This is a genomic window from Streptomyces aurantiacus JA 4570, assembly GCF_000414115.1.
GTDB lineage: Bacteria > Actinomycetota > Actinomycetes > Streptomycetales > Streptomycetaceae > Streptomyces > Streptomyces aurantiacus_A.
Genome location: NZ_AOPZ01000359.1, coordinates 1 through 20,997, shown reverse-complemented (window position 1 = coordinate 20,997; position 20,997 = coordinate 1). Strand labels below are relative to the sequence as shown.

General features: G+C 72.3%; 17 protein-coding genes and 2 pseudogenes. 9 read left to right on the top strand and 10 right to left on the bottom strand.

Annotated features, from left to right (window positions below):
* Positions 1 to 128: 128 nt before the first annotated feature.
* Entirely contained in the window at positions 129 to 3,350 is a 3,222-nt protein-coding gene (locus tag STRAU_RS29805) for an NACHT domain-containing protein (RefSeq protein WP_016644135.1), read from the bottom strand.
* Positions 3,351 to 3,596: 246 nt separating this feature from the next.
* Between STRAU_RS29805 and STRAU_RS39295 the strand changes: the two genes are divergently transcribed.
* Positions 3,597 to 4,043, top strand: a complete 447-nt coding sequence (locus STRAU_RS39295) for an RICIN domain-containing protein (RefSeq protein ID WP_016644134.1) — start codon at positions 3,597 to 3,599, stop codon at positions 4,041 to 4,043.
* 390 nt (positions 4,044 to 4,433) lie between these two features.
* Entirely contained in the window at positions 4,434 to 5,114 is a 681-nt protein-coding gene (locus tag STRAU_RS29795) for a M23 family metallopeptidase (protein ID WP_016644132.1), read from the top strand.
* 22 nt (positions 5,115 to 5,136) lie between these two features.
* Here the strand turns inward: STRAU_RS29795 and STRAU_RS29790 are convergent, their stop codons facing one another.
* On the bottom strand, positions 5,137 to 5,721 hold the full coding sequence (locus STRAU_RS29790; RefSeq protein WP_016644131.1) for a TetR/AcrR family transcriptional regulator: 585 nt from the start codon (positions 5,719 to 5,721) through the stop codon (positions 5,137 to 5,139).
* A gap of 150 nt (positions 5,722 to 5,871) precedes the next feature.
* Here STRAU_RS29790 and STRAU_RS29785 point away from each other — a divergent pair, with 150 nt between their 5' ends.
* The 3 genes from STRAU_RS29785 (at position 5,872) to STRAU_RS29775 (ending at position 8,593) form a co-directional block, all read left to right on the top strand.
* Positions 5,872 to 7,527 (top strand): MDR family MFS transporter, encoded by a 1,656-nt coding sequence (locus STRAU_RS29785; protein ID WP_016644130.1) that lies wholly within the window; start codon positions 5,872 to 5,874, stop codon positions 7,525 to 7,527.
* A 122-nt stretch (positions 7,528 to 7,649) separates the two neighbouring features.
* Positions 7,650 to 8,060 carry a helix-turn-helix transcriptional regulator gene (locus tag STRAU_RS29780; RefSeq protein WP_078621592.1) on the top strand — a complete coding sequence of 137 codons (411 nt, stop codon included), beginning with the start codon at positions 7,650 to 7,652 and terminating at the stop codon, positions 8,058 to 8,060.
* A gap of 86 nt (positions 8,061 to 8,146) precedes the next feature.
* A complete protein-coding gene (locus tag STRAU_RS29775; protein WP_016644129.1) occupies positions 8,147 to 8,593 on the top strand; it encodes a VOC family protein in 447 nt (148 codons plus the stop codon).
* A gap of 48 nt (positions 8,594 to 8,641) precedes the next feature.
* Here STRAU_RS29775 and cseC read toward each other — a convergent pair whose 3' ends face one another.
* The 5 genes from cseC to STRAU_RS29750 form a co-directional block, all read right to left on the bottom strand.
* A complete protein-coding gene (cseC, locus tag STRAU_RS29770) occupies positions 8,642 to 10,114 on the bottom strand; it encodes a two-component system sensor histidine kinase CseC (RefSeq protein WP_016644127.1) in 1,473 nt (490 codons plus the stop codon).
* A 104-nt stretch (positions 10,115 to 10,218) separates the two neighbouring features.
* Positions 10,219 to 10,932, bottom strand: coding sequence for a two-component system response regulator CseB (gene cseB / locus STRAU_RS29765; RefSeq protein WP_016644126.1), 714 nt, complete (start codon positions 10,930 to 10,932; stop codon positions 10,219 to 10,221).
* A 68-nt stretch (positions 10,933 to 11,000) separates the two neighbouring features.
* Positions 11,001 to 11,669, bottom strand: coding sequence for a hypothetical protein (locus tag STRAU_RS29760; protein WP_078621586.1), 669 nt, complete (start codon positions 11,667 to 11,669; stop codon positions 11,001 to 11,003).
* Complete coding sequence (locus STRAU_RS29755; RefSeq protein ID WP_016644124.1) at positions 11,657 to 12,238, bottom strand: SigE family RNA polymerase sigma factor; 582 nt, start codon at positions 12,236 to 12,238, stop codon at positions 11,657 to 11,659. The genes STRAU_RS29760 and STRAU_RS29755 overlap by 13 nt, the downstream gene beginning before the upstream one ends.
* Positions 12,239 to 12,512: 274 nt before the next feature.
* Positions 12,513 to 13,442 (bottom strand): HhH-GPD family protein, encoded by a 930-nt coding sequence (locus tag STRAU_RS29750; protein ID WP_016644123.1) that lies wholly within the window; start codon positions 13,440 to 13,442, stop codon positions 12,513 to 12,515.
* 145 nt (positions 13,443 to 13,587) lie between these two features.
* On the opposite strand from STRAU_RS29750, the gene STRAU_RS44515 reads away from it, so the two are divergent.
* The gene (locus STRAU_RS44515) at positions 13,588 to 15,198 is read left to right on the top strand and encodes a sensor histidine kinase (RefSeq protein ID WP_397892978.1); all 1,611 of its coding nucleotides are present in this window, start codon (positions 13,588 to 13,590) and stop codon (positions 15,196 to 15,198) included.
* On the top strand, positions 15,195 to 15,869 hold the full coding sequence (locus tag STRAU_RS29740; protein WP_016644121.1) for a response regulator transcription factor: 675 nt from the start codon (positions 15,195 to 15,197) through the stop codon (positions 15,867 to 15,869). Before STRAU_RS44515 ends, STRAU_RS29740 begins: the two co-directional genes overlap by 4 nt.
* Positions 15,870 to 16,043: 174 nt before the next feature.
* Here STRAU_RS29740 and STRAU_RS29735 read toward each other — a convergent pair.
* Positions 16,044 to 16,685 (bottom strand): annotated as a pseudogene (locus STRAU_RS29735) (phosphatase PAP2 family protein); the annotation flags it as partial.
* Between the two features lie 195 nt (positions 16,686 to 16,880).
* Here STRAU_RS29735 and STRAU_RS29730 point away from each other — a divergent pair.
* The gene (locus STRAU_RS29730; protein ID WP_016644119.1) at positions 16,881 to 17,699 is read left to right on the top strand and encodes a hypothetical protein; all 819 of its coding nucleotides are present in this window, start codon (positions 16,881 to 16,883) and stop codon (positions 17,697 to 17,699) included.
* A 74-nt stretch (positions 17,700 to 17,773) separates the two neighbouring features.
* On the opposite strand, the gene disA is transcribed toward STRAU_RS29730, so the two are convergent.
* Together disA and radA are read right to left on the bottom strand one after the other, a co-directional pair.
* Complete coding sequence (disA, locus tag STRAU_RS29725) at positions 17,774 to 18,898, bottom strand: DNA integrity scanning diadenylate cyclase DisA (RefSeq protein ID WP_016644118.1); 1,125 nt, start codon at positions 18,896 to 18,898, stop codon at positions 17,774 to 17,776.
* A gap of 103 nt (positions 18,899 to 19,001) precedes the next feature.
* Positions 19,002 to 20,411: a DNA repair protein RadA gene (gene radA / locus STRAU_RS29720; RefSeq protein WP_016644117.1), complete on the bottom strand. Its 1,410-nt coding sequence runs from the start codon at positions 20,409 to 20,411 to the stop codon at positions 19,002 to 19,004.
* 207 nt (positions 20,412 to 20,618) lie between these two features.
* Here radA and STRAU_RS29715 point away from each other — a divergent pair.
* A pseudogene (locus STRAU_RS29715) lies at positions 20,619 to 20,997 on the top strand (hypothetical protein); the annotation flags it as partial.

The following is a 20,997-nucleotide window of genomic DNA, read 5'->3' as shown; positions in this document are numbered from 1 at the left end:
GGTGCGCCCTCCTGTGACGTGGCCCGTGAGCTGTGCGTCCTGCTGCGAGGTGGGCCGTGAACGGTGCGTCATTGTGCGGTGGCCCATGAACCGTGCGTCCTGACGTGGGTGGGGCGTGTGCCGCCGGGTCACGGTGCTGCCGGGCGGGTGCGGGACGTCGTCTGCCGGGGGCGGCGAGGCGGCGCGGCGCCGGCCGGCTCGGGATCGAGGTCGTAGGCGTCGACGCCGATGTGGCCGGGCACGGCGTCGAGCCCCGTCGTCAGGGGGCCGGGCACGCGGACGCGCGTCAGCGTCGGCAGCGCGGCCGCGAGGGCACCCGCGTCGATCGGCGCGACGTCGTGCGCGCGGATGTTCACGTAGAGCAGGGTCATGGCCGGGAAGACCTTCGCGAGGCGGGCCGGGACCCCGTCCCACTCCCCGGTGTGGTCCAGGTGCACCTGGGTGACGTGCGGCAGGCTCAGGTCGTCCGGCGCGTTCCCCAGGCTGTCGGCCGACAGGTACAGCGTGTCGAGGCGCGGGAGGCGGGCGAGCACCCGCCACTCCGTGTCCGGCCCCGGCCCGTCGTCGCGGTCGTAGACGACCCACTCCAGCTCCGGCCATCGGTCCATGGCGTCCCAGTCCTCCACGTACTGCCGGGGGCCGAGCACACCAAGGGTCTTCAGGGGAGCCTCCGCCGGGAACATGCCGAGGCTCCAGGGCTCCTCCACGTTGAAGACGCGCAGTGCCTTGAGCCCGCGCAGCGCCGCGAACGCGGCGGGGTCGAGCCGCGCGGGCGGGGTCCAGAGCATCAGGGTCTCCGGTTCGCAGTCCACGAGCAGCCGGGACACCGTCTCCGGGTCGAGATCCGGCCGGATGTCCAGGTGCTTCGGGCGCAGGCCCAACCGGTCCAGTTCCGCGGCCTGTTCCTCGCTGCGCAGCGTGAAGTGGGTCTCCCCGTCGTCCAGATGGGCGACGACCTGCTCCGCGTACATGCGGCAGTCGAAGCGGTGCCAGCCCCACATGAGCTGGCTGCGGACGCCGAGGCTGGGGTGGTCGACGTACCGTGCGAGGAAGGGGATCGCCGCGTCCGAGCGCACATGCGTCGCCGCGATCGCGACCAGCCGGGCCTCCTCCCCGTCCACCTCGTCTGGGCCGGGGAGCAGGCCGAGCACCATCGCGCCGACGGCCCCGAGCTCCCGCGCGTCCTCCGCGCCGCGCGGCGGAATCAGCTCGGCCGTCCGCCGCTCCACCTCAGCCCGCACCTCCGGCGCCAGCTCCGCCGCGTGCTCCAGGCAGGCCGCCGCCAGCAGATGCGTCCGCTTGCGGGCCGCGTCGTCGCGGTGGGTGTCGCCGTACGCGAGCAGGTCCCGCAGGAGTTCGACCCGTTCCCGCGGGCGGGCCTGGGCCACCGCCATGCGGATGACGTCCTCCCACTGATCGTCGGCCCCGTGCCCGGCGAGGACCCCGAAATCGCCCTCGTCCACCGCCGCCCGCGCCCCCAGGAAGTCCTGGAACGTGCGGTGCACGAACTCCACCGTCCCCGGCCCCGGTTCGCGGAGCAGGCCGCTGCGGTGCAGAAAGTGGGCGTACACGGCCTCGGCGTCGCCCAGGGCGGCCAGCTCCGGCACCGCCGGCAGCGCGTCCGCGATGATCGACTGGGCGCGGGAACGGTCCATCGCCGTACGGCCGTTGCGGATCAGCCAGTACGCGAGGCGCTGCAACAGCTGGAGCTGGGGCTCCTCGCGGAGTTCGGGGACCGCCATGTGGCGTTCGCGGTCGCGGCGGATCAGGAGCATGGACAGGGCCGCCGTGTAGAGATCCTTGCGGCCCAGGGGGAGGAAACCCCTGCGGTCCCGGTGCAGCGCGCAGATCAGGCCGCACATCAGCGGGTTGGTGGCGAGGCGGCCCAGGTCGGGCTTGGTCCCCACGGCTTCCAGGAGCTGGGTCTCGTACGAAGCCAGCGCCGCCTTCTCCTCGGGCGCGCCCGTCGCCGCGGCCGCGTGCCAGCGCCGGATGAACGCCGCCACGTCCGCCCCGCTCATCGGCGCCAGCGTCAGCTCGGTGAACTCCTCGTCGGCGAGCCAGTCCTCGCGCACGGCGGAGGGGCGCGACGTGACCAGCCAGCGGTTGCCGGGGTACGCCTCCATCAGGTCCGTCAGCCACGCGCGCGTGCGGGCGCGTTCCGTGTCCGGTACCTCGTCGATGCCGTCGACCAGGACGAGGGCGCGGCCGGCGGTCAGCACGCGGGACTCCCAGCCGTCGGGCTGCGTGCCCGCGAGCGGGGAGCCGACCGCCGGGAGGAAGTCCTTGGGGGCGGGCAGGCGTTCGCCGTGCCGGGTCAGGGTGCGCAGGGGGAGTACGTAGGGGACGCGGTCGCGCAGGTACGCCATGCGGTCGTCGCGCTCGGCTGTGTACGCCATGCGGTCGCCGTGCCCGTCCAGGGCCTGGCGCGCGGCCGAGACCGCCAGCCACTGGACGAGGGTCGTCTTGCCGGAGCCCGCCTCGCCGCGCAGCAGGACGCGGTCGTGGTCGGCGAGGGCTTCGTCGGCGGGGCGGGGAGCGGCGTCCCGGAACGCGATAAGGGCACGGCGCCAATCGACCTCGACCCCGATGTCACTCAGGCGCTGCACGACCTCGAGCCGGATGTCATCCCGATGCTTCGCGCGCCCGCTCGCCGTCAGGCTCAGATACGCCGCGTCCAGCGGCCACTTCCCCGGCGAGTTGGCGAGATCGATCCCGAAGATCGTCAGCTTGCCGTGCTTCTTCGCCACGTACGCGAGATAGCGCTGCTCGAAGGCCGCGTCCACCGCCCCCGGAAGGGGGTTCCGCGCGATCAACTCGTCAACTTTGGCTATCAGTTCCGCCTGGCGGCGGCTCTGCTCCACCAGGGTGCGGGCCACAAAGGTCGACCGCTGGGTGAAGAAGTTCAGGATGTGCAGGCAGGCCGTGTCCAGGAGGCGGTCGTAGAAGTACGTCGCGTCCGCCGACAGTTCGCGCTCGGGGCGCCCGCTGGTCCGGCGCAGGCGGCTCGCCAGCTCCTCGTGCCCCAGGGACACCGCCTCCACGTCCGTGAGCGTGACGACGCCGAGGGCGAGCAGGGTGCGGGTCAGGGCGTGGACGACGGCTTCCACCTCGTCCTTCGGCAGCGGGCGCTCGCCGGTGCGCAGGGCCTGGCGGACCAGCTCGGTCACGAGGCCGCGTACGTCCTTCTCCACCAACTCGCGCCGCTCGCCCCGGAACGACACCAGGCCGTCGATCCGTACGGGCCGGTCCACCAGGCCCGCCCCGGGGCCAGGCCGCGCGAACAGCTTCTTGATCAGCGGAGAGACGACGCCGGACGCGATTCGGATGCCAAGGGCCGCGGGGTCCATGCGCGCGAGCGTAGTGGGCGGTGCGGGGTGCGGGGGGAGCGGCCCCTGGGGCCGGGGCCGAACTGGCAGGCCGCTTCGGGCACTTCAGCCGACGGTCGACTGTTCGCACGTTCGAGAAATGCATTGCATACGTGATCACGCCGGGGTAGCGTCTGGGCGACCTCAATGACCGATTCGGCGCATGCGGCGGCCGCCGAGGCAGCCGTGCGTCGTGGATCGGCATTCCATCATCAGTGGGGGAAATTGATGAAGAAGCGCCTGATGGGCAAGTTCGCCGCCGCTGCGGTCCTGGTGCCGGTGTTGGCCACCGCGGGGACGGGAGAGGCGTTCGCCGCCGGCCACGCCGTCACCTGGAAGAACAAGGGCAACGGCAAGTACCTGGCGTACTTCAACGGCAAGGTCCGTACGACTTCTGCCACCGGGGCGAGCATGAAGTGGACCGAGACCAAGCGGTCCGACGGCACCTACACCATGAAGCACCGCCTCACCGGAAAGTGCCTCGACAGCAACGGCCGAGGCTCTGTGTACCTTCGCAGCTGCAATGGCGGCAGCCATCAGAAGTGGCACGAGATCAAGTACTCCGCGGGCTGGCGGCTGAAGAACAAGGCCACCGGGCGCACCCTCGGCCTTGGCTCCGGCGGCCTCGCCAGGACCGCGGTCGACCTGGGGTACCCGCACCAGCGCTGGAGCTGATGCGCGGCTCCCTCCGCGCGCTTGCGGGGCGTCGGGCGCAGGGGCGTAGGGGCGTAGGGGCGCGGCGGGCGTAGCGGGCGTCACATTCCCGGGGTGGTGGATCTTGCCCTCCGGTGACATGACGCACAGGGCATACGTCACATACGAGGCGGATTAGTGGAGCTCTTCGGTCGTGCGGACGGGACGCCCGTCATGGAACCGGCCGCCTCGGTGCCGGTCGTGGGCGGGTCCGGGTACGGCCACGGCTAGTAGAGGGGGTGTTTGGGGGCGGGGCGGGGTGGGGGTTACCAAGGGATAGCCGTCCGGCATGCGCACTACGCGTGCCGGATTCCCTTTTGCCGGCAAGACCCCGTACGCCCGGCCCCCACGCCTTTCCCCGGAGGTTCCCCCATGTCGAAGCGCGCCAAGTCCCACTCTTCCGGCCCGTCCCCGCGTCGCACCCGGGCGGCCGTCCTCGCCGCCGGTGTCGGCGTCACGACGGTGTTCGGTGCCGGGATCGCGGCCGCCGCCGACGCCAAGGGCGGGGTCCAGTCCGTGACCGCCTCCTCCGTGGGCGCGCAGGCCGCCGCCCAGGCCAAGGCCGCCGAGCAGGCCAAGCAGAGCGCGGCGAAGAAGGCCGCCCAGGCCAAGCAGGCTGCCGCCAAGAAGGCCGCCGCCTGGCAGGACCCGGTCGAGAACTACCGCCTGTCCGCCAGCTTCGGGCTCGGCGGCAGCATGTGGTCGAGCAAGCACTCCGGCCAGGACTTCGCCGTCCCGATCGGCACCGTGGTCAAGTCCGTGCACGGCGGCACCGTCGTCAAGGCCGGCCCCAACGGCGCCGGTGACGGCCCCGCGTACGGCAACGCCGTGGTGATCAAGCACTCCGACGGTACGTTCTCGCAGTACGCGCACCTGTCCAAGGTCGAGGTCCGCCCCGGCCAGGCCGTCGGCACCGGCCAGCGCATCGCCCTGTCCGGCAACACCGGCAACTCCAGCGGCCCGCACCTGCACTTCGAGATCCGTACGACGCCGAACTACGGCTCGGCCGTCAACCCGGTCAACTTCCTGCGCGAGCAGGGCGTGCGCGTCTGATCCCCCGCGCGTACGCCCCGACTCAGGCGCCGTTGTGCGCCTGAGTCACCAAGTCGATGGCGACCTCGAGGATGGCCTTGCGCTTCACCTCGGGGTCGCCGTCGGCGTCCCTCAGCACGAACATCCCGCCGTGCATGGTGAACAGCGCGCTGAAGCAGCGCACCTGCACGGTCAGCGGCGTCGCCGGGTCGTCATCGGTGAGGATGTCGAGGAGCTGCAGCATGCGGTCCTTGAAGCTCTCGCCGGTCTTCAGGTCGCGCATCGTCGCCTGGTTCTCCTGCATGAAGCGGAAGAGCGGGGCGGCCTGCGTCAGGATCTCGCTGTAGCGGGTCAGGATCTCGCGCTTCACCGCCAGCGTGCGGGGCTGCTCCTTGCCCCAGGCGATCAGCTCGTCGATGGGCCGTGTCAGGTCGTCGAAGATGCTGGTGAGGATGTCTTCCTTGGTCTTGAAGTGGTAGTACAGCGCCGCCTTCGTGACCTCCAGACGCTCCGCGATCTCACGCAGTGACGTCTTCTCGTACCCCTGCTCGGCGAAGAGTTCGAGTGCCACGTCCTGAATGCGCTGGCGGGTGTCCCCCCGGCGCTGCCGCTTGTCTGTGCTGCCCATGGTGGCGATCCTCGCACTTCTTCCCGCCCTCGCCAGAACTTACTTGACGCCCGGCTAGTTAAGGGTCTACTTTCCTCCACTGTAGCCAACTTGCCGGGCGGCAAGTAAGTGCGGCGGGTGCACGTGTACACGTACAGGGGAGTAGGGACCGTGGCAGACATCAGGAAACAGGCCGGGCGGGAACGGGCCGGAGCGGAACCCGAGCCGCGCAGCGTGCGCGTGGTGATCTTCGCGCTGATGGTCGCGATCCTGCTCGCGATGCTCGACAACATGATCGTGGCGCCCGCGATGCCGACGATCGTCGGCGACCTCGGCGGCCTGGAGCACCTGTCCTGGGTCGTCACCGCGTACACCCTCGCGACCGCCGCCTCCACCCCGATCTGGGGCAAGATCGGCGACATGTACGGGCGCAAGGGCGCCTTCCTCGCCTCCATAGTGATCTTCCTGATCGGCTCCGCGCTCAGCGGTCTCGCCCAGGACATGGGGCAGCTCATCGGCTTCCGTGCCGTGCAGGGGCTCGGCGCGGGCGGCCTGATGGTCGGCGTGATGGCGATCATCGGGGAGCTCGTGCCGCCGCGTGAGCGCGGCAAGTACATGGGCATGATGACCGGCGTCATGGCGGTCGCGATGATCGGCGGGCCGCTGGTCGGCGGCACCCTCACCGACCACCTCGGCTGGCGCTGGGCCTTCTACATCAACCTGCCGCTCGGCATCGTCGCCCTGTTCATGGTGAGCGCCGTGCTGCACCTGCCGAAGAAGCGCGCCGAGGGCCGCATCGACTATCTGGGCGCCGCGCTGCTTACCGTCGGCATCACCTCGTTCGTCCTCGTCACCACCTGGGGCGGTACGGAGTACGCCTGGGGCTCGGCCGTGATCATGGAGCTCATCGGGCTCGGTGCCGCCTCGCTCGTCGGCTTCTGGTTCGTCCAGCAGAAGGCCGCCGAGCCGATCATGCCGTTCCGTATCTTCCGCAGCCTCAACTTCAGCCTGATGTCGGTGGTCGGCTTCCTCACCGGCTTCGTGATGTTCGGCGCGATGCTCTTCCTGCCGCTCTACCAACAGGCCGTGCAGGGCGCGTCCGCCACCAACTCCGGGCTGCTCCTGATGCCGATGCTGCTCGGGATGATGGCGGTCTCCCTGGTCGTGGGGCGGTTCACCACGGCCACCGGCAAGTACAAGGTGTTCCCGATCGTCGGCAGCGTACTGATGGCCGTCGGGCTCTTCCTGCTCGCGCAGATGGACACGGACACCTCGCGGTTCACGTCCGGGGTCTACATGGCGGTGCTCGGCGCCGGCATGGGCTGCCTGATGCAGATCACCATGCTGGTCGCGCAGAACAGCGTCGAGATGAAGGACATGGGCGTCGCCTCGTCCACGGCCACGCTGTTCCGCACCCTCGGCTCGTCCTTCGGTGTCGCCATCATGGGCGCGCTGTTCAACAACCGGGTCCAGGACGAGATGACCGAGCGGGCCGGTGCCGCGGGCGGCGGCGTCGCCAAGGTCACCGAGCACTCCGCGCAGCTCGACGCGGCGAGCCTCGCCAAGCTCCCGGAGGCGGCGCGCGACGCCTACCAGCACGCGGTGTCCGCGGGTACGCACGTGGCGTTCCTGCTCGCCGCCGCGATGGCCGTCGGCGCGCTGCTCGCGGCGCTCTTCGTGAAGGAGACGCCGCTGCGGGGAGCCGGGCCCGCGGAGCCTGCGGAGCCTGCGGAGCCCGCGGAGCACGCGGACGAGAAGCCGGCCGGTGACGCGGGTGGGGACTCCGCGCGCGGCGAGCGGGAGAAGACGGTGGCAGAGGCCGTCTGACCCGCTGGTCCGCCCGGCCCACGGCCCCCCGGCACTTCGGTGCCGGGGGGCCGTTGTCAGTGGCGCGTGCCAGCATCGAGGGCGTGGAGAAACTGCGGCAGCTGCGCCTTGCGAAGGACGCGATGGACCGCGGCTGGGCCGACCCCGCCCTCGACCTGGCCGCGGTGGCCGCCCACGCCGGTTATTCGCGCTATCACTTCCTGCGCGCCTTCAAGGAGGCGTACGGGGAGACGCCAGGGCAGTATCTGTCGCGCCGCCGCATCGAGCGGGCCCAGGACATGCTCCGCTCGGCCGACCTCGCGGTCACCGAGATCTGCCTGCTCGTCGGCTTCACCAGCCTGGGCACGTTCTCGTCGTCCTTCAAACGGCACACGGGCCTCACCCCGAGCGAGTATCGCGCCAAGCACGTGGGCCGCGGCGCCGCGCTGATCCCCGGGTGTTACGCACTGCTGTGGGCCGGCGGGTTCCCGGCGCGGTCGGGGCGGGACGGCACCGGCACACCGAGACCGGAACTCCCGGACCGCAATTCTTGAGAAGCGGCCCGGACACCGCCCTGCCTACGGTGGCCGGGCAAGCAGACAAGCCCCCGGGCGTAAGCCCTCCTCACCAGGAGCACATCATGATCAAGGGACTCGCCATCTCCACCGTCTGGGTCCTCGACCAGGACCGGGCCAAGGAGTTCTACACGGAGAAGCTCGGCCTGGAAGTCCGTACGGACATGACGCTCGGCGAGGGCGGCATGCGTTTCCTCACCGTCGGCGCCAAGGATCAGCCCGAGCTGATGCTGGCCCTGATGGTGCCGGGCGGCGCGGGCATGGACGCGGAGTCGGCCGAGGCGATGCGGAAGCTGGTCACCAAGGGCGTGCTCGGCGCGGGCGCCCTCAACACGGACGACATCTACGGGGACTGCGAGAAGCTGAAGGCGCGCGGCGTCGAGTTCCTCCAGGAGCCGCAGGAGCGGCCGTACGGCATCGAGGCGATCTTCCGCGACGACTCCGGCAACTGGTTCTCGTTCACGCAGCCGCGCGAGGGCGAGCTTGACCTGGACAAGGACTGGGCCTGCTGAGCCCGGGCCGAAGGTGCGGGCGGCCCGCCCCGCCCGGAGAGTGGTCGGCTACTTGTCCCACTTGTCCGGAAGCTGAAGCATCGGATAGCTCCCGGTGTTCGTCGGCGCGTGCTCCGGCAGCCACAGCACCGCCACCGCCCCCTCGGCGGGCTCGTCGGGCGCGGCGCCCGGCGGGCGGATGTTGCGGAAGGTCAGGCGCGCGCCGAGCACCCGCGCCTGGCCGGCCGCGATCGTCAGGCCCAGGCCGTGCCCGCGGCCCGCGCGGTCCGCGGAGCCGGTGCGGAAGCGGCTCGGGCCCTCGGCGAGCAGGGCTTCGGGAAAGCCGGAGCCGTGGTCGCGCACCCGGACCACACGGCCCTCGACGCTCACCTCGATGGGCGGCTTGCCGTGCTTGGCGGCGTTGGCGACGAGGTTGCCGATGATGCGCTCCAGGCGGCGCGGGTCGGTGGTGACCACCGACTCGTGCACGACCGTGACCCGCACGTCGTGGCTCAGCACGGCCATCCGGCGGCTGACGAACTCGCCGAGCGTGATGTCCTGCAGCTCGGCCCGCTCGGACGCGGAGTCGAGCCGGGCCACTTCCAGTACGTCCTCGACGAGCGTGCGCATCGCCTGGGCGCGGTCCTTGACCAGCTCGGCCGGCCGGCCGGGCGGCAGCAGCTCGGCGGCCGTGAGCAGCCCGGTCACCGGGGTGCGCAGCTCGTGCGCGATGTCGGCGGTGACCCGGCGCTCGGCCTCCAGGCGCTGCTTGAGGGCGTCGGCCATGGCGTCCACGGCCAGCGCGAGATCGTCGGTCTCGTCGCGTACGTAACCGCCGATGGCCTCCTGGACGGTCACGTCGGTCTGACCTTGCGCCACCTCGCCCGCGGCCGTAGCCGCCTTGCGCAGCCGCCGCGCTATCTGGCCGCCGATGAGCACGCCGATGGCCCCGCCGCCGAAGACGACCGCGATGGAGCCGATGACCAGGGCCTGGTCGAGGTCCTTCATGATGGCGGCGCTGCGGTCGGTGAAGGGGGAGTGCACCGACAGGACGCGGCCGTTGCTCAGCGGCACCGCGCCCCAGATGTCCGGCTCGCCGTTCGCGTGTTCCTGTACGTACGTGGCCCGGCGGCCGGTGAGGACCTTGTGCCGCAGTTCCTTGGGGAGCTTCGGGTCGTCGAGCTTGGCGCCGTAGATGGCGGACGTGGTGCCGCGCGAGTCGTAGGTGCGCTGGGCGATCTGAACGCGTTCGTCCTGCAGGTCGCGGGCGTTGTCGAGCATCGACACCCATGCGGCGTTGTGCACGACGAGGCTCAGCGCCACCGCGACCAGCGCGCCGACCAGGCCGATGGCGGCGGCGATCTTCCAGCGCACGCCCGTGCGCAGCCGCGTGCCGAGCAGCTCGCGCAGCCCCTGTGACCGCAGCCGCTCCAGCAGCCCGCGCGCCCGCAGCCGTGCGCGCGGCGCACCGCCAGGGCCGCCTCCGGGCGCACCGCCCGGCGCGGACGCCCGGTTCGCGCCCGCGTTCATGCCGCCGCCCATGGCAGACCCCTGTCCCCGGCCCATGGCAGACCGCTGTCCCCCGCCCATGGCAGACCTCTGTCCCCACCCCATGGCAGACCCCTGTGTTCCCGCACGCCGCAAGCTCACGCCTTGAGCTTGTAGCCGAACCCGCGGACCGTTTCGATGCGGTCCTGCCCCACCTTCGTCCGCAGCCGCTGCACATGCACGTCGACCACGCGCGTGTCGCCGCCCCAGCCGTAGTCCCAGACGCGCTCCAGGAGCTTGTCGCGGGACAGGACCGTGCCGGGCGCGGACGAGAACTCCAGCAGCAGCCGCATCTCGGTCGGCGTCAGCGCGACCGGCTCGCCGCCGCGGCGCACCTCCATGCCCTCGGTGTCGATCTCCAGGTCGCCGAAGGTCAGCACGCCGCCGTCGGGGGTCTCGCTCTTCTCCGCGGCGGGCGCGGCCGAGCCGGGCCCGCTGGCGTGCCCGAAGCGCCGCAGCACGGCGCGGATCCGGGCCACCAGGACGGCGCCGTCGAACGGCTTGGTCACGTAGTCGTCGGCGCCCGCTTCCAGGCCGAGCACGACGTCGATCGAGTCGGCGCGCGCCGACAGCATGATCACCGGCACCGTCGACTCGTCACGGATGCGGCGGCAGAGGCTGACGCCGTCCAGGCCGGGCACCATCACGTCGAGCAGCGCGATGTCGGGACGGTTCGCCCGGAACGCCTCCAGGCCCGACAGGCCGTCGGGCATGGCGGTGACCGCGAAGCCGTCGCGCTCCAGTGCGAGCTGCGTGGCCTCGCGGATGACGTCGTCGTCCTCGACGAACAGGACATGGGTGTGTTCTGCCATCGGGTGCTCTCAGTTCCGCTCAGTTCAGGGGGTCGGGGGGCTTTGGGGCTGCGGGGCTCGGGTGGGCGTCAGTTCTCCGCCGGGGCGGAGGTCTCGCCGCTCACCGCGCTGCTGTAGTTGTTGCGTGTGCGTTCCGTCTCGGCGAAGCGGTTGTCCGTCCAGCGGTAGGTGATGATCTCTTCCCCGGTCGGGTCCGAGACCGAGCCGTCCTTGCCGAACAGCTGCTTGCTGAGGACCAGGTCGCCGCGGTCGATCTCGGCGTAGACCGGAGGCTGCTCGTCGGCGAAGACATTCTCGTACTTCTTGCCTTCGGGGCGGTATACGTAACTTCCGATGCCCACCCTGTCGTCGCAGGTCAGAACATTCACGACGACGTCGGCCGAGCCTGCTCCGGTCAGGTTGCCGTAGGAGACGTCCACCGGGTACTCGTCGGCGGCGCACGGCTTCAGATCGCTCTTGACGGCCAGGCTGACCTTCGGGTCGTTCTTGACCATCCGGACCGCGTCGACGCTCTTCGGGGTCGGTGACGGGGAGGCCGAGTGCGAGGTGGGAGGCAGGGCACCGACGCGTGCCGGCCCCTCGTCCCGCGTGCCCGAGCCGCCCGTGGAGCAGCCGGTCAGGGCGGCCAAAAGGCCGAGGGCGGCGAGCACGGCCACCGCCGTACTCCCCGCCTTCAGCTCTTTTGTGGCTCTTGTGGCCCGGCGCCTTGGTCCGGTCCGGGCACTCAGGCCGCGCAACGCTCCCGCTCCTCACGTTCGAGCACGCGCCTGGCCTGGGTCGGCACGGCCGACTCGGCCGCACCGGCCGAGTCGTCGGCGTTCCGGCTCTCCAGCTCCTGGCGGAGCCGGGCGAGCGCCCGGTGCAGCGTGCTCTTGACCGTGCCGGCCGACATGCCAAGCGCGGCGGCCGTCTCCTCAGTGGACATCTGCTCCCAGTGTCGCAGCACGACGACGCTGCGCTGCTTCGGGGCGAGCACCTTCATGATGTCCATCAGCAGGGCGCGGTCCGCGTGCTGCTCGGTGGAGTCGTCCACGGAGGCGTCCGGGAGCTGCTCGGTGGGCACCTCTTCGAGCTTGCGGGCGCGCCACCACTCGGTCCGCGTGTTGATCATGACGCGGCGCAGATAGGCGTCCGCGAGCCGCTTGTCGGCTATGCCGTCCCAGCGGCCGTAGGTCCGCACGAGCGCCGTCTGCAGCAGGTCCTGCGCGTCCACGGGGTCCGGGACGAGCCGCCGGGCACTGCGCAGCAGGGCGTCCTGCCGAGTGCGGACGTACTCTTCGAATTCGAGCACCTCGCCGTGCGCCATACCCAACCGCCTCCGTTCCCGTTCATCCCCGGCTGTCCCCGGAGGATTCCGGTGAGCCTCGCGACCGCTGATCCCTTGCCTGTGCGGTACGGGAATGAAGTTACGGAGGCCGTGTCACGGCGTTGTGCGGAGCAGCCAGCGGCGGACGCACGGCTGTACGTCGGTTGTGTAACAGAAGTAGGGCAGGCGTAAACCAGCAGGCGAGTGTGGGAGCAGATGCCCTTTATGTCGGTGGTTTCGCCGATGTTTCGCAGGTGACGGCCCGCGTGTCGCCTTAGACGGGCAGCCGGTAGAACCCGTCCGCCAGCGGCTCCACGAGCCCGTCCGAGACCAGGCCGTCCAGGGCCCGGGCCCGCTGCACCGGTTCGTCCCACACCCGGTCGAGCGCGGACTGCGGGACGGGCGAGACCGCCTCGCGCAGCACGGCGAGCAGCTTGCCGCGGACCTGCCGGTCGGTGCCGGCGTACGTCTGGCCGCGGCGCGCGGGCCCGACGTGCGCGGGCTTGCCCGCCTTCAGCCAGGCGCACTGCGCGGCCAGCGGGCAGCGCGCGCAGTCCTCGCCCTTCGCCGTGCACACCAGGGCGCCCAGCTCCATGGAGGCGGCGGCCCAGCGGGACGCGGTGCGCTCGTCCTCGGGCAGCAGGGCGCGGGCGAGCTTGCGCTCGGCGGCGGTGGTGGCGTTCGGCGGGTACTGCGCGCCGGTCACGGCCCGCGCGAAGACCCTGCGCACATTGGTGTCGAGCACGGCGTGCCGCTGTCCGTACGCGAACGACGCCACGGCCGCCGCGGTGTACTCGCCGATGCCCGGCAGCGCGAGGAGCTGCGCGTGCTGTGCCGGTACGTCGCCGCCGTGCCGTTCCGTTATGGCGACGGCCGCCCCGTGCAGCCGCAGCGCCCGCCGCGGATACCCGAGCCGCCCCCAGGCGCGCACGGCCTCGCCGGGCGCCTCCTTGGCCAGGTCGGCGGGGCGCGGCCAGCGGGCGAGCCACTGCTCGTACACCGGGAGCACACGGCTCACCGGTGTCTGCTGCAGCATGAACTCGCTGACCATGACCCCCCAGGGCCCGGCGTCCTCGCGCCGCCACGGCAGATCGCGCGCGTTGGCCTCGAACCAGGCGATGACGGGTGAGTGGAACTGCTCATCCAGCGAACGGGCGTCGGCGGTGCCGTCGCTGACGAGATCGGCGGCGAGTGCGGTCGGCATGCCGACGATCCTGCCACGGGGGCGGTGGGCCGCGGGCCAACGGCACGGCGCAGGACGTGTCCGGCGGGTAGCGAGGGCGGTCGGCCGGGGAAACCTGACGATCGACAGGGGCGCCCGCCGCCGGGCGGCAAGTAGCGTCGACGGAGTGAAGAGCCGACGCCCAGTGGACGCCGCCCTCTGGGCGGCCCTGGCCGCGCCCGCGGCGAGCGCCGACGCCATCGGCCTGAACGAGCCCCGCCCCCTGTGGGCCCGCCTCACGGGCCTCGCCGTCCTTGCGGCCGCCGCCGCGACCTGGCGCACCCGCCCGGCCGCCGCCTTCCTCCTCGCCGCCGCCCTCGGCCTCACCGCCCCCGCCCTGTTCACCGCGTCCTACGGCCCCGCCCTGGCCGTCTTCGCGTTGCTCCTCGGCAAGCACGGCCCCCGCGCCCGCCCGGCCCTGGCGGCCTTCGCGGCGGTGTGGGCCGCGGGCACGGCCAGGATCGCGGTCCGGGACGTGGACCCGACCGTGGAGTGGCTGGTGCTCACCGGCACGCTGCTGTTCGGCGCGGTCTTCCCCTGGCTCGCGGGCCGCTACTGGCGCCAGGGCCGGGAGCTGGCGGCGGCGGGCTGGGCCCGCGCGGACCAGCTCGAACGCGAGCAGCGCATCGTCGCCGACCGCGCCCGGCTGCGCGAACGCGCCCGCATCGCCCAGGACATGCACGACTCGCTGGGCCACGAACTGAGCCTCATCGCGGTCCGCGCGGGCGCCCTCCAAGTGGCCCCGGACCTGCCGGACCGCCACCGGGCCGCCGCGTCGGACCTGCGCGCGGCCGCCGCGGAGGCCACGGACCGGCTGCGCGCCGTCATCGGCGTACTCCGGGACGAGGGCGACGAGACCGCCCCGCTGGCCCCGCCCGGCGAGACGGTGGAGCAACTGGTGGCGCGAGCGGCGGAATCAGGGCTTCCGGTGCGGTACGTCTCCGAACCCCCGGACGGCACGGACAACCTGCGCACACTAAATAGAACGTTCGTTACAAACACTGAAGACGGTGCCGACCCCCCGCCCCACACCGGCCGCCTCGCGCACCGCGTGGTCCAGGAAGCCCTGACCAACGCCGCCAAATACGCCCCGGGCGCCCCCGTGACCGTAGCGGCGACCCACACGGACGCGGGCACGACGATCGAGGTCACCAACGCCCCGCCCCCGAACGGGGGTTCACCCCGCCCCGCCCCACCGGGCACCGGCTCGGGCCTGGCCGACCTGCGCGCCCGGATCGCGACGCACGGCGGCACCCTGACCACGGGCCCGCGCGGCGGCGGCTTCCACGTGACCGCGGTCCTGCCCGCCCCCGGCACCACGCCACCTCCCCCCACACCCGCACCCCCCGGCAGGGCCCTCGCCCACGCCCGCCGCCGTACGGCCCTCGCCTTCGGCGCCGCGGTCGCCACCGGCACCGTGCTCGTCGCCGGAGCCTTCGGCTGGTACGCGTACACCAAGACGCACTCCGTCCTGAAGCCCGCCGACTACGCGGCGCTGCGCGTAGGCCAGCCGCAGTCGCAGGTCGCCGCCGTGCTGCCCGACCGCAGCGTCACCGACCCGCCCGCCGAGCGCGCGCCGACCGCGCCGCCCCCGGGCGCCGACTGCCGCTACTACCGCTCCAGCGACCGGCTCTTCACCTCCCTCACCCACTACAGACTCTGCTTCGACGACGGAAGGCTGGTGGACAAGACAGTGATCCCCAAGGCGGGCACGGAACACAAGGTGGGGTCACGGTGATCCGGGTCCTGCTGGCGGACGACGAGGCGATGATCCGCGCGGGCGTGAGCGCCATCCTCGCCGCGGGCCCGGACATCGAGGTGGTCGCCCAGGCCGCCGACGGCCGCGAGGCGGTCGACCTGGCCCGGGCCCACCGCCCCGACGTCGCGCTCCTGGACATCCGCATGCCGCGCCTGGACGGCCTGGCGGCGGCCGAGGAGATCGTACGGACACTGCCGGGCACGGCGGTCGCGATGCTCACCACGTTCTCCGAGGACGCGTACGTCGCGCGGGCGCTCGGCGGCGGCGCCACGGGCTTCCTGCTGAAGTCCGGCGACCCGCACGAACTCATCGCGGGCGTCCGGGCGGTGGCGGGCGGCGCCGCGTTCCTCTCGCCGCGCGTCGCACGGCAGGTGATCGACGGCTACGGCCCGCGCCGCCTGGTGCGCGGCGCCGAAGCACGCGCCCGCGTCGCGGTTCTGACGCCGCGTGAGCGCGAGGTGCTCGGCCTGGTCGGCGCCGGCCTGTCCAACCCGGAGATCGCCGCGCGCCTCCACCTGGTGGAGGGCACGGTCAAGGCGTACGTGAGCGCGGTCCTCGACCGCCTGGAGGTCAAGAACCGCGTCCAGGCGGCGGTCGTCGCGTACGAAGCGGGTCTGGTGGCGGACGACGGCGAGGCCGCGTCGGCGTGAAGCCCCGCGTCAGGGGCGGGGGTCGGGCTCCTCCGGACGGTACGAGGGCTGGTACTGCGACTCGTACGAGGGCTCGTACCCGGGCTGGTACCGCGGTTGTTGCTGTGGCTGGTGGTGCTGCGCCGGGCGGCGGTACAACGCCATGGTCTGCTCGTGGGGGTGCTCCGCCCGGGAGTACGCGTACGGAGCCTGCCGCGCGGGGACGGGGGCCGCGCCCGGCCCCGCGAACCACCGCACCACCCCGGTCCGCGACCCCCGCATCGCCTCCGTGATCCGTGCCACGGGCCGGGCCGCGAGACGTACCACCAGGAAGGCCACGAGCGCGCCGAGGACCAGGCCGACACCCACGTCGTGCGGGTAGTGCACGCCCACGAACACCCGCGAGAAGGCCATGAGCACCGCCATCGGCAGCGTGAGTGCGGCTATCCGCGGCCAGGCGAGCGCGAGGCCCACGGCGGCGGCGCCGGCGATCGTCGAGTGGTTGCTCGGGAACGACCAGTCGCCGTGCGGCGGGCACTCGACGAGCGGCTTGAGCGCGCCGGAGACGGCCCGGCACGGCCGTTCCTCGTCGACGAAGGACTTCGCGGTCTCACTGATGACGTACGCGAGTGCCGTGCCGAGCGGCGCGAGGACCGCCACCGCGACGGCACGCGGGTCGCCGCGCCGGGCCCGCCACCAGGCGACGACGAACAGCACGCCGAAGAGCAGCAGACCCAGTTCCGTCCACACCTCCGCGAGGTGTTGCACCCAGCCCGGGGTGTCGTGGGCGAACTCGGTGACGTCTAGGTAGAGGCCGGAAGAATCCATGGTGTCCATGATTACGGACCGTACGGAGTGGTCCTGACTCGTCACATCCAGCGATCGGCGGATCACCGACCTGACGAAAGACAGGGGTGAGGGGCCGCCCGGGGGTGTCCGGGCGGCCCCGGCCGGGATGATGATCCGCAAAAGTTGTGACCTGAGGCGGCGGGTGGGGCAGGACAACGCCCGGTTCTCTCGTAAGGTTTGGGCGTGGGATCACTGCGCAATCCGATCGGGCCGCTTCCCTCCTCCATCTACTGGCGCCGGAGGGCCGTCCTGCTGTCCGTGGTCGGACTCCTCTTGTTGCTTGTCGTGTGGGCGCTCGCCTCGGGCGGAGGTGGCGGGAACAACGGCGCCGACGGTCCGTCCGGCAACGGGCCCGCGACATCCATCACGCCCGGGCCCTCCGGCTCCGGGCCCGCGATCAGTGAACACCCGGGCGGCCGGGACGAGTCGGACGGCTCGGACGGCGACGGCGACGGCGATGGCGACGGCTCCGGCGACGCGGAGGGCTCCGGCGGCTCCGGCTCCGACGGGTCGTCGGACGGCGGGGCGGGCGGTGGCGGCTCGGACGACGCCAAGGGCGGCGGCGGTTCGGGCGACCGGCTGCCGGCCGGGTCGAGCGTCACCAACTGCACCTCCGGCGCGGTGAAGTTGAAGCTGCGCAGCCTGCGGAATTCGTACGCGCCCGGGCAGAAGCCGAAGCTGGAGCTGACCGCAGTGAACACCGGCGGGAAGGCGTGCAAGGTCGATCTCGGCGGCAAGGGCACCGTGTTGACGATCACTCAGGCCGGGTCCGACAAGGCGATGTGGTCCTCCGAGGACTGCCCCGGCTCCGGGGCCAGCCTGCTGTTCCGGGTGCCCGCGGACGGGCGGGTGACCCACGCCCTGGAGTGGGACCGCAAGGCCAGCGCCCCGCGGTGCGCGACGCCTCCGCCGGGCGCCGCGAAGGCGGGCACCTACCTGGTCGAGGCCCGCACGCCCGGCCTGGGCAGCGCGCAGACGTCGTTCGTCCTGGCCAAGGACTGAGGCGTCCTGGCCAAGGACTGAGGTCCTGGCCAAGGACTGAGGCGTCCTGGCCAAGGACTGAGGCTTTCCGGAGGCTAGACGTACCGCTCGAGGATCGAGGACTCCGCGAGCCGCGAGAGTCCTTCGCGCACGCTGCGGGCGCGGGCCTCGCCCACGCCGTCCACCGTCTGGAGGTCGTCCACGCTCGCGGCGAGCAGCTTCTGCAGTCCGCCGAAGTGCTCGACGAGCCGGTCGATGATGGCGCCGGGCAGCCGGGGGACCTTCGCGAGCAGCCGGAAGCCGCGCGGCGACACCGCGGAGTCGAGGGTCTCGGGCGAGCCCGTGTACCCCAACGCCCGTGCCACCGTGGGCAGTTCGAGCAGCTCGGCGTGGGTGAGGTCGTTCAGCTCGACCAGCGCCTCGTCGACCGTGCGCGAGCGCTTGGCGGTGGGCTCGGGGACGTAATCCCGGACGACCAGCTCGCGCTCGGGCTCCACGCCCGCGATCAACTCGTCGAGCTGGAGGGTCAGGAGGCGGCCGTCCGTGCCGAGCTCGACCACGTACTCGGCGATCTCCGTGGCGATCCGGCGGACCATCTCCAGGCGCTGGGCGACCGCGGTGACGTCCCGCACCGTCACCAGGTCCTCGATCTCCAGGGCGGACAGGGTGCCCGCGACCTCGTCGAGGCGGAGCTTGTACCGCTCAAGGGTGGCGAGGGCCTGGTTGGCACGTGACAGGATCGCCGCGGAGTCCTCCAGGACGCGGCGCTGCCCGTCCACGTACAGCGCGATCAGGCGCATCGACTGCGAGACGGACACGACGGGGAAGCCGACCTGCTTGCTCACCCGGTCCGCCGTGCGGTGCCGGGTGCCCGTCTCCTCCGTGGGGATGGTGGGGTCCGGCACCAACTGCACGCCCGCGCGCAGGATCTTGGTGATGTCCTTGTCGAGCACGATGCCGCCGTCGAGCTTGCACAGCTCGCGCAGCCGCGTGGCCGTGAACTCGACGTCCAGGACGAAGCCGCCCGTGCACATCGACTCGACGGTCTTGTCCGAGCCGAGCACGATGAGCCCGCCCGTGTTGCCTCTGAGGATCCGCTCCAGGCCGTCGCGCAGGGCGGTGCCGGGTGCGACGGCGCTCAGGGAGGCGCGCATCAGCCCGTCGGCACCGGAGCCTGTACCGGGCTTGCCGGGAACCGCTGCCCGGTCGTTGGCTGCCACTGCACTCCTCCGGTCGCAGGTTGTCCTAGCCCTCGTGTCGCACGTCCGCTGCACGCCTCGTGCAGGCCCAGCTTCGTACGGATGGGCGAGACCAGGGCAAAGTCTACCGGCGGTCTTCGTCCTGGCGTGGGGCCTCTCGACGACGCGATCTCGGAAGGACCCGCAGCGCGTCGCCCATGTCGGCGACTTCGGTGACCTTCATACCGGGTGGGACCTTGCCCGGATCGGTCGGTACGAGCGCGTGGGTGAAGCCCAGGCGGTGGGCCTCGGCCAGTCTGCGCTGGACGCCCGTGACCCGTCTGACCTCGCCCGCGAGGCCCACCTCGCCGATCGCGACGAGGTTCTTCGGCAGCGGGGTGTCGCTCGCGGCGCTGGCCAGGGCGAGCGCCACGGCGAGGTCGGCGGCGGGCTCGGACAGCTTCACGCCGCCGACCGTGGCGCTGTAGATGTCGCGCTTGCCGAGGGCCGTGATGCGGCCGCGCTGCTCCAGGACGGCCAGCATCATCGAGACGCGGGACGTCTCCAGGCCGGAGGTGGTGCGGCGCGGGGAGGGGATCTGCGAGTCGACCGTGAGGGCCTGGACCTCGGCGACCAGGGGGCGGCGGCCCTCCAGCGTCACCGTCAGGCAGGTGCCGGGGACGGGCTCGGCGCGGCGGGTGAGGAAGAGGCCCGAGGGGTCGGTGAGGCCCGTGATGCCCTCGTCGTGCAGCTCGAAGCAGCCGACCTCGTCCGTCGTGCCGTACCGGTTCTTCACGCCGCGGACCAGGCGCAGGCGGGCGTGCCGGTCGCCTTCGAAGTGCAGCACCACGTCGACGAGGTGCTCCAGGAGGCGGGGGCCCGCGATCGCGCCGTCCTTGGTGACGTGGCCGACCAGGAGCGTGGACATGCCGCGCTCCTTGGAGGCGCGGATGAGGGCGCCGGCGACCTCGCGGACCTGTGCCATGCCGCCGGGGGCGCCGTCGATCTCCGGCGAGGCCACCGTCTGCACCGAGTCCAGGACCAGGAGGGAGGGCTTCACCGCGTCCAAGTGGCCGAGGACGGCGGCCAGATCGGTCTCGGCGGCCAGATACAGGTGGTCCGCGATCGCGGAGATGCGGTCGGCGCGCAGGCGGACCTGGCCGGCCGACTCCTCACCTGTCACGTACAACGTCCGGTGGTCGTCGCTCGCCGCCTTCGCCGCGACATCGAGGAGCAGCGTGGACTTGCCGACGCCGGGCTCGCCCGCGAGCAGCACCACGGCGCCGGGCACCAGGCCGCCGCCGAGCACGCGGTCCAGCTCGGCCACGCCGGTGGTGCGGGCGGTGGCGCTGCGGCCGTCGACCTCGCCGATGGGCAGGGCGGAGGAGGTGACACGGCCGGGGGCGGTCGTGCGCACCGCGGGCGCGCCGTACTCCTCGACCGTGCCCCATGCCTGGCATTCGGGGCAGCGGCCGAGCCACTTGGCCGTCTGCCAGCCGCATTCGGTGCAGCGGTAGGACGGGCGGTCCTTCGCGGTTTTCGTACGGGCAGCCATGCGTGAACCGTAGCCGTCCCCACTGACAGCGCCCGCCAGCGCCCGTCAGCGCCCGCACGCTCGGGGCGGCGCAGACTCCTGCCCATCGAACGGGCAACGGAATCATGGCTTCCTGTCCCCTTTTGAGGGATCTGTTCACCCGTAAGGATTAAATGTGCTCAAGGGGGAGGAAGGCCCCTGCATCATGCGCCTAACTTCGCACGGGTGATGAGCAGTCCGGAAACTCCCACGTACACCACCGGCGCGCACCGGGCGCACCCCGGCGCCCGCAAGCGCGTGGTGCCGCGCACGGTCCCGCAGCCGCCGGCACCTCCGTTCACGCACTACGAACCGTTCCTGGACGGCCTGTTCACGTACTGCCTGTCGGTGCTGTGCGACCACGACGCCGCGACGGCCGCGCTCGGCGAGGTCCTCGCGCTGGCCGAGCGGCGCGGCGCCCGCCCCGACGGCGAGACCCGCGCGTGGCTGTACGCGCTCGCCCGCTGGATGTGCCTGCGCGCCCTGGCCGAGAACAAGCAGCGCGGCCGCCATGGGGCGCACTCGGCTGCCGGGGCACCGCCGGGTGTCGGCCCGGCCGCACCGGCGG

What these genes read in the sequence shown, in the direction of transcription:
- STRAU_RS29805 (WP_016644135.1), bottom strand. Translation starts at nt 3,350, where the DNA reads ATGGACCCCGCGGCCCTTGGCATCCGAATCGCGTCCGGCGTCGTCTCT.
- STRAU_RS39295 (WP_016644134.1), top strand. Translation starts at nt 3,597, where the DNA reads ATGAAGAAGCGCCTGATGGGCAAGTTCGCCGCCGCTGCGGTCCTGGTG.
- STRAU_RS29795 (WP_016644132.1), top strand. Translation starts at nt 4,434, where the DNA reads ATGTCGAAGCGCGCCAAGTCCCACTCTTCCGGCCCGTCCCCGCGTCGC.
- STRAU_RS29790 (WP_016644131.1), bottom strand. Translation starts at nt 5,721, where the DNA reads ATGGGCAGCACAGACAAGCGGCAGCGCCGGGGGGACACCCGCCAGCGC.
- STRAU_RS29780 (WP_078621592.1), top strand. Translation starts at nt 7,650, where the DNA reads ATGGACCGCGGCTGGGCCGACCCCGCCCTCGACCTGGCCGCGGTGGCC.
- STRAU_RS29775 (WP_016644129.1), top strand. Translation starts at nt 8,147, where the DNA reads ATGATCAAGGGACTCGCCATCTCCACCGTCTGGGTCCTCGACCAGGAC.
- cseC (WP_016644127.1), bottom strand. Translation starts at nt 10,114, where the DNA reads ATGGGCGGCGGCATGAACGCGGGCGCGAACCGGGCGTCCGCGCCGGGC.
- cseB (WP_016644126.1), bottom strand. Translation starts at nt 10,932, where the DNA reads ATGGCAGAACACACCCATGTCCTGTTCGTCGAGGACGACGACGTCATC.
- STRAU_RS29755 (WP_016644124.1), bottom strand. Translation starts at nt 12,238, where the DNA reads ATGGCGCACGGCGAGGTGCTCGAATTCGAAGAGTACGTCCGCACTCGG.
- STRAU_RS29750 (WP_016644123.1), bottom strand. Translation starts at nt 13,442, where the DNA reads ATGCCGACCGCACTCGCCGCCGATCTCGTCAGCGACGGCACCGCCGAC.
- radA (WP_016644117.1), bottom strand. Translation starts at nt 20,411, where the DNA reads ATGGCTGCCCGTACGAAAACCGCGAAGGACCGCCCGTCCTACCGCTGC.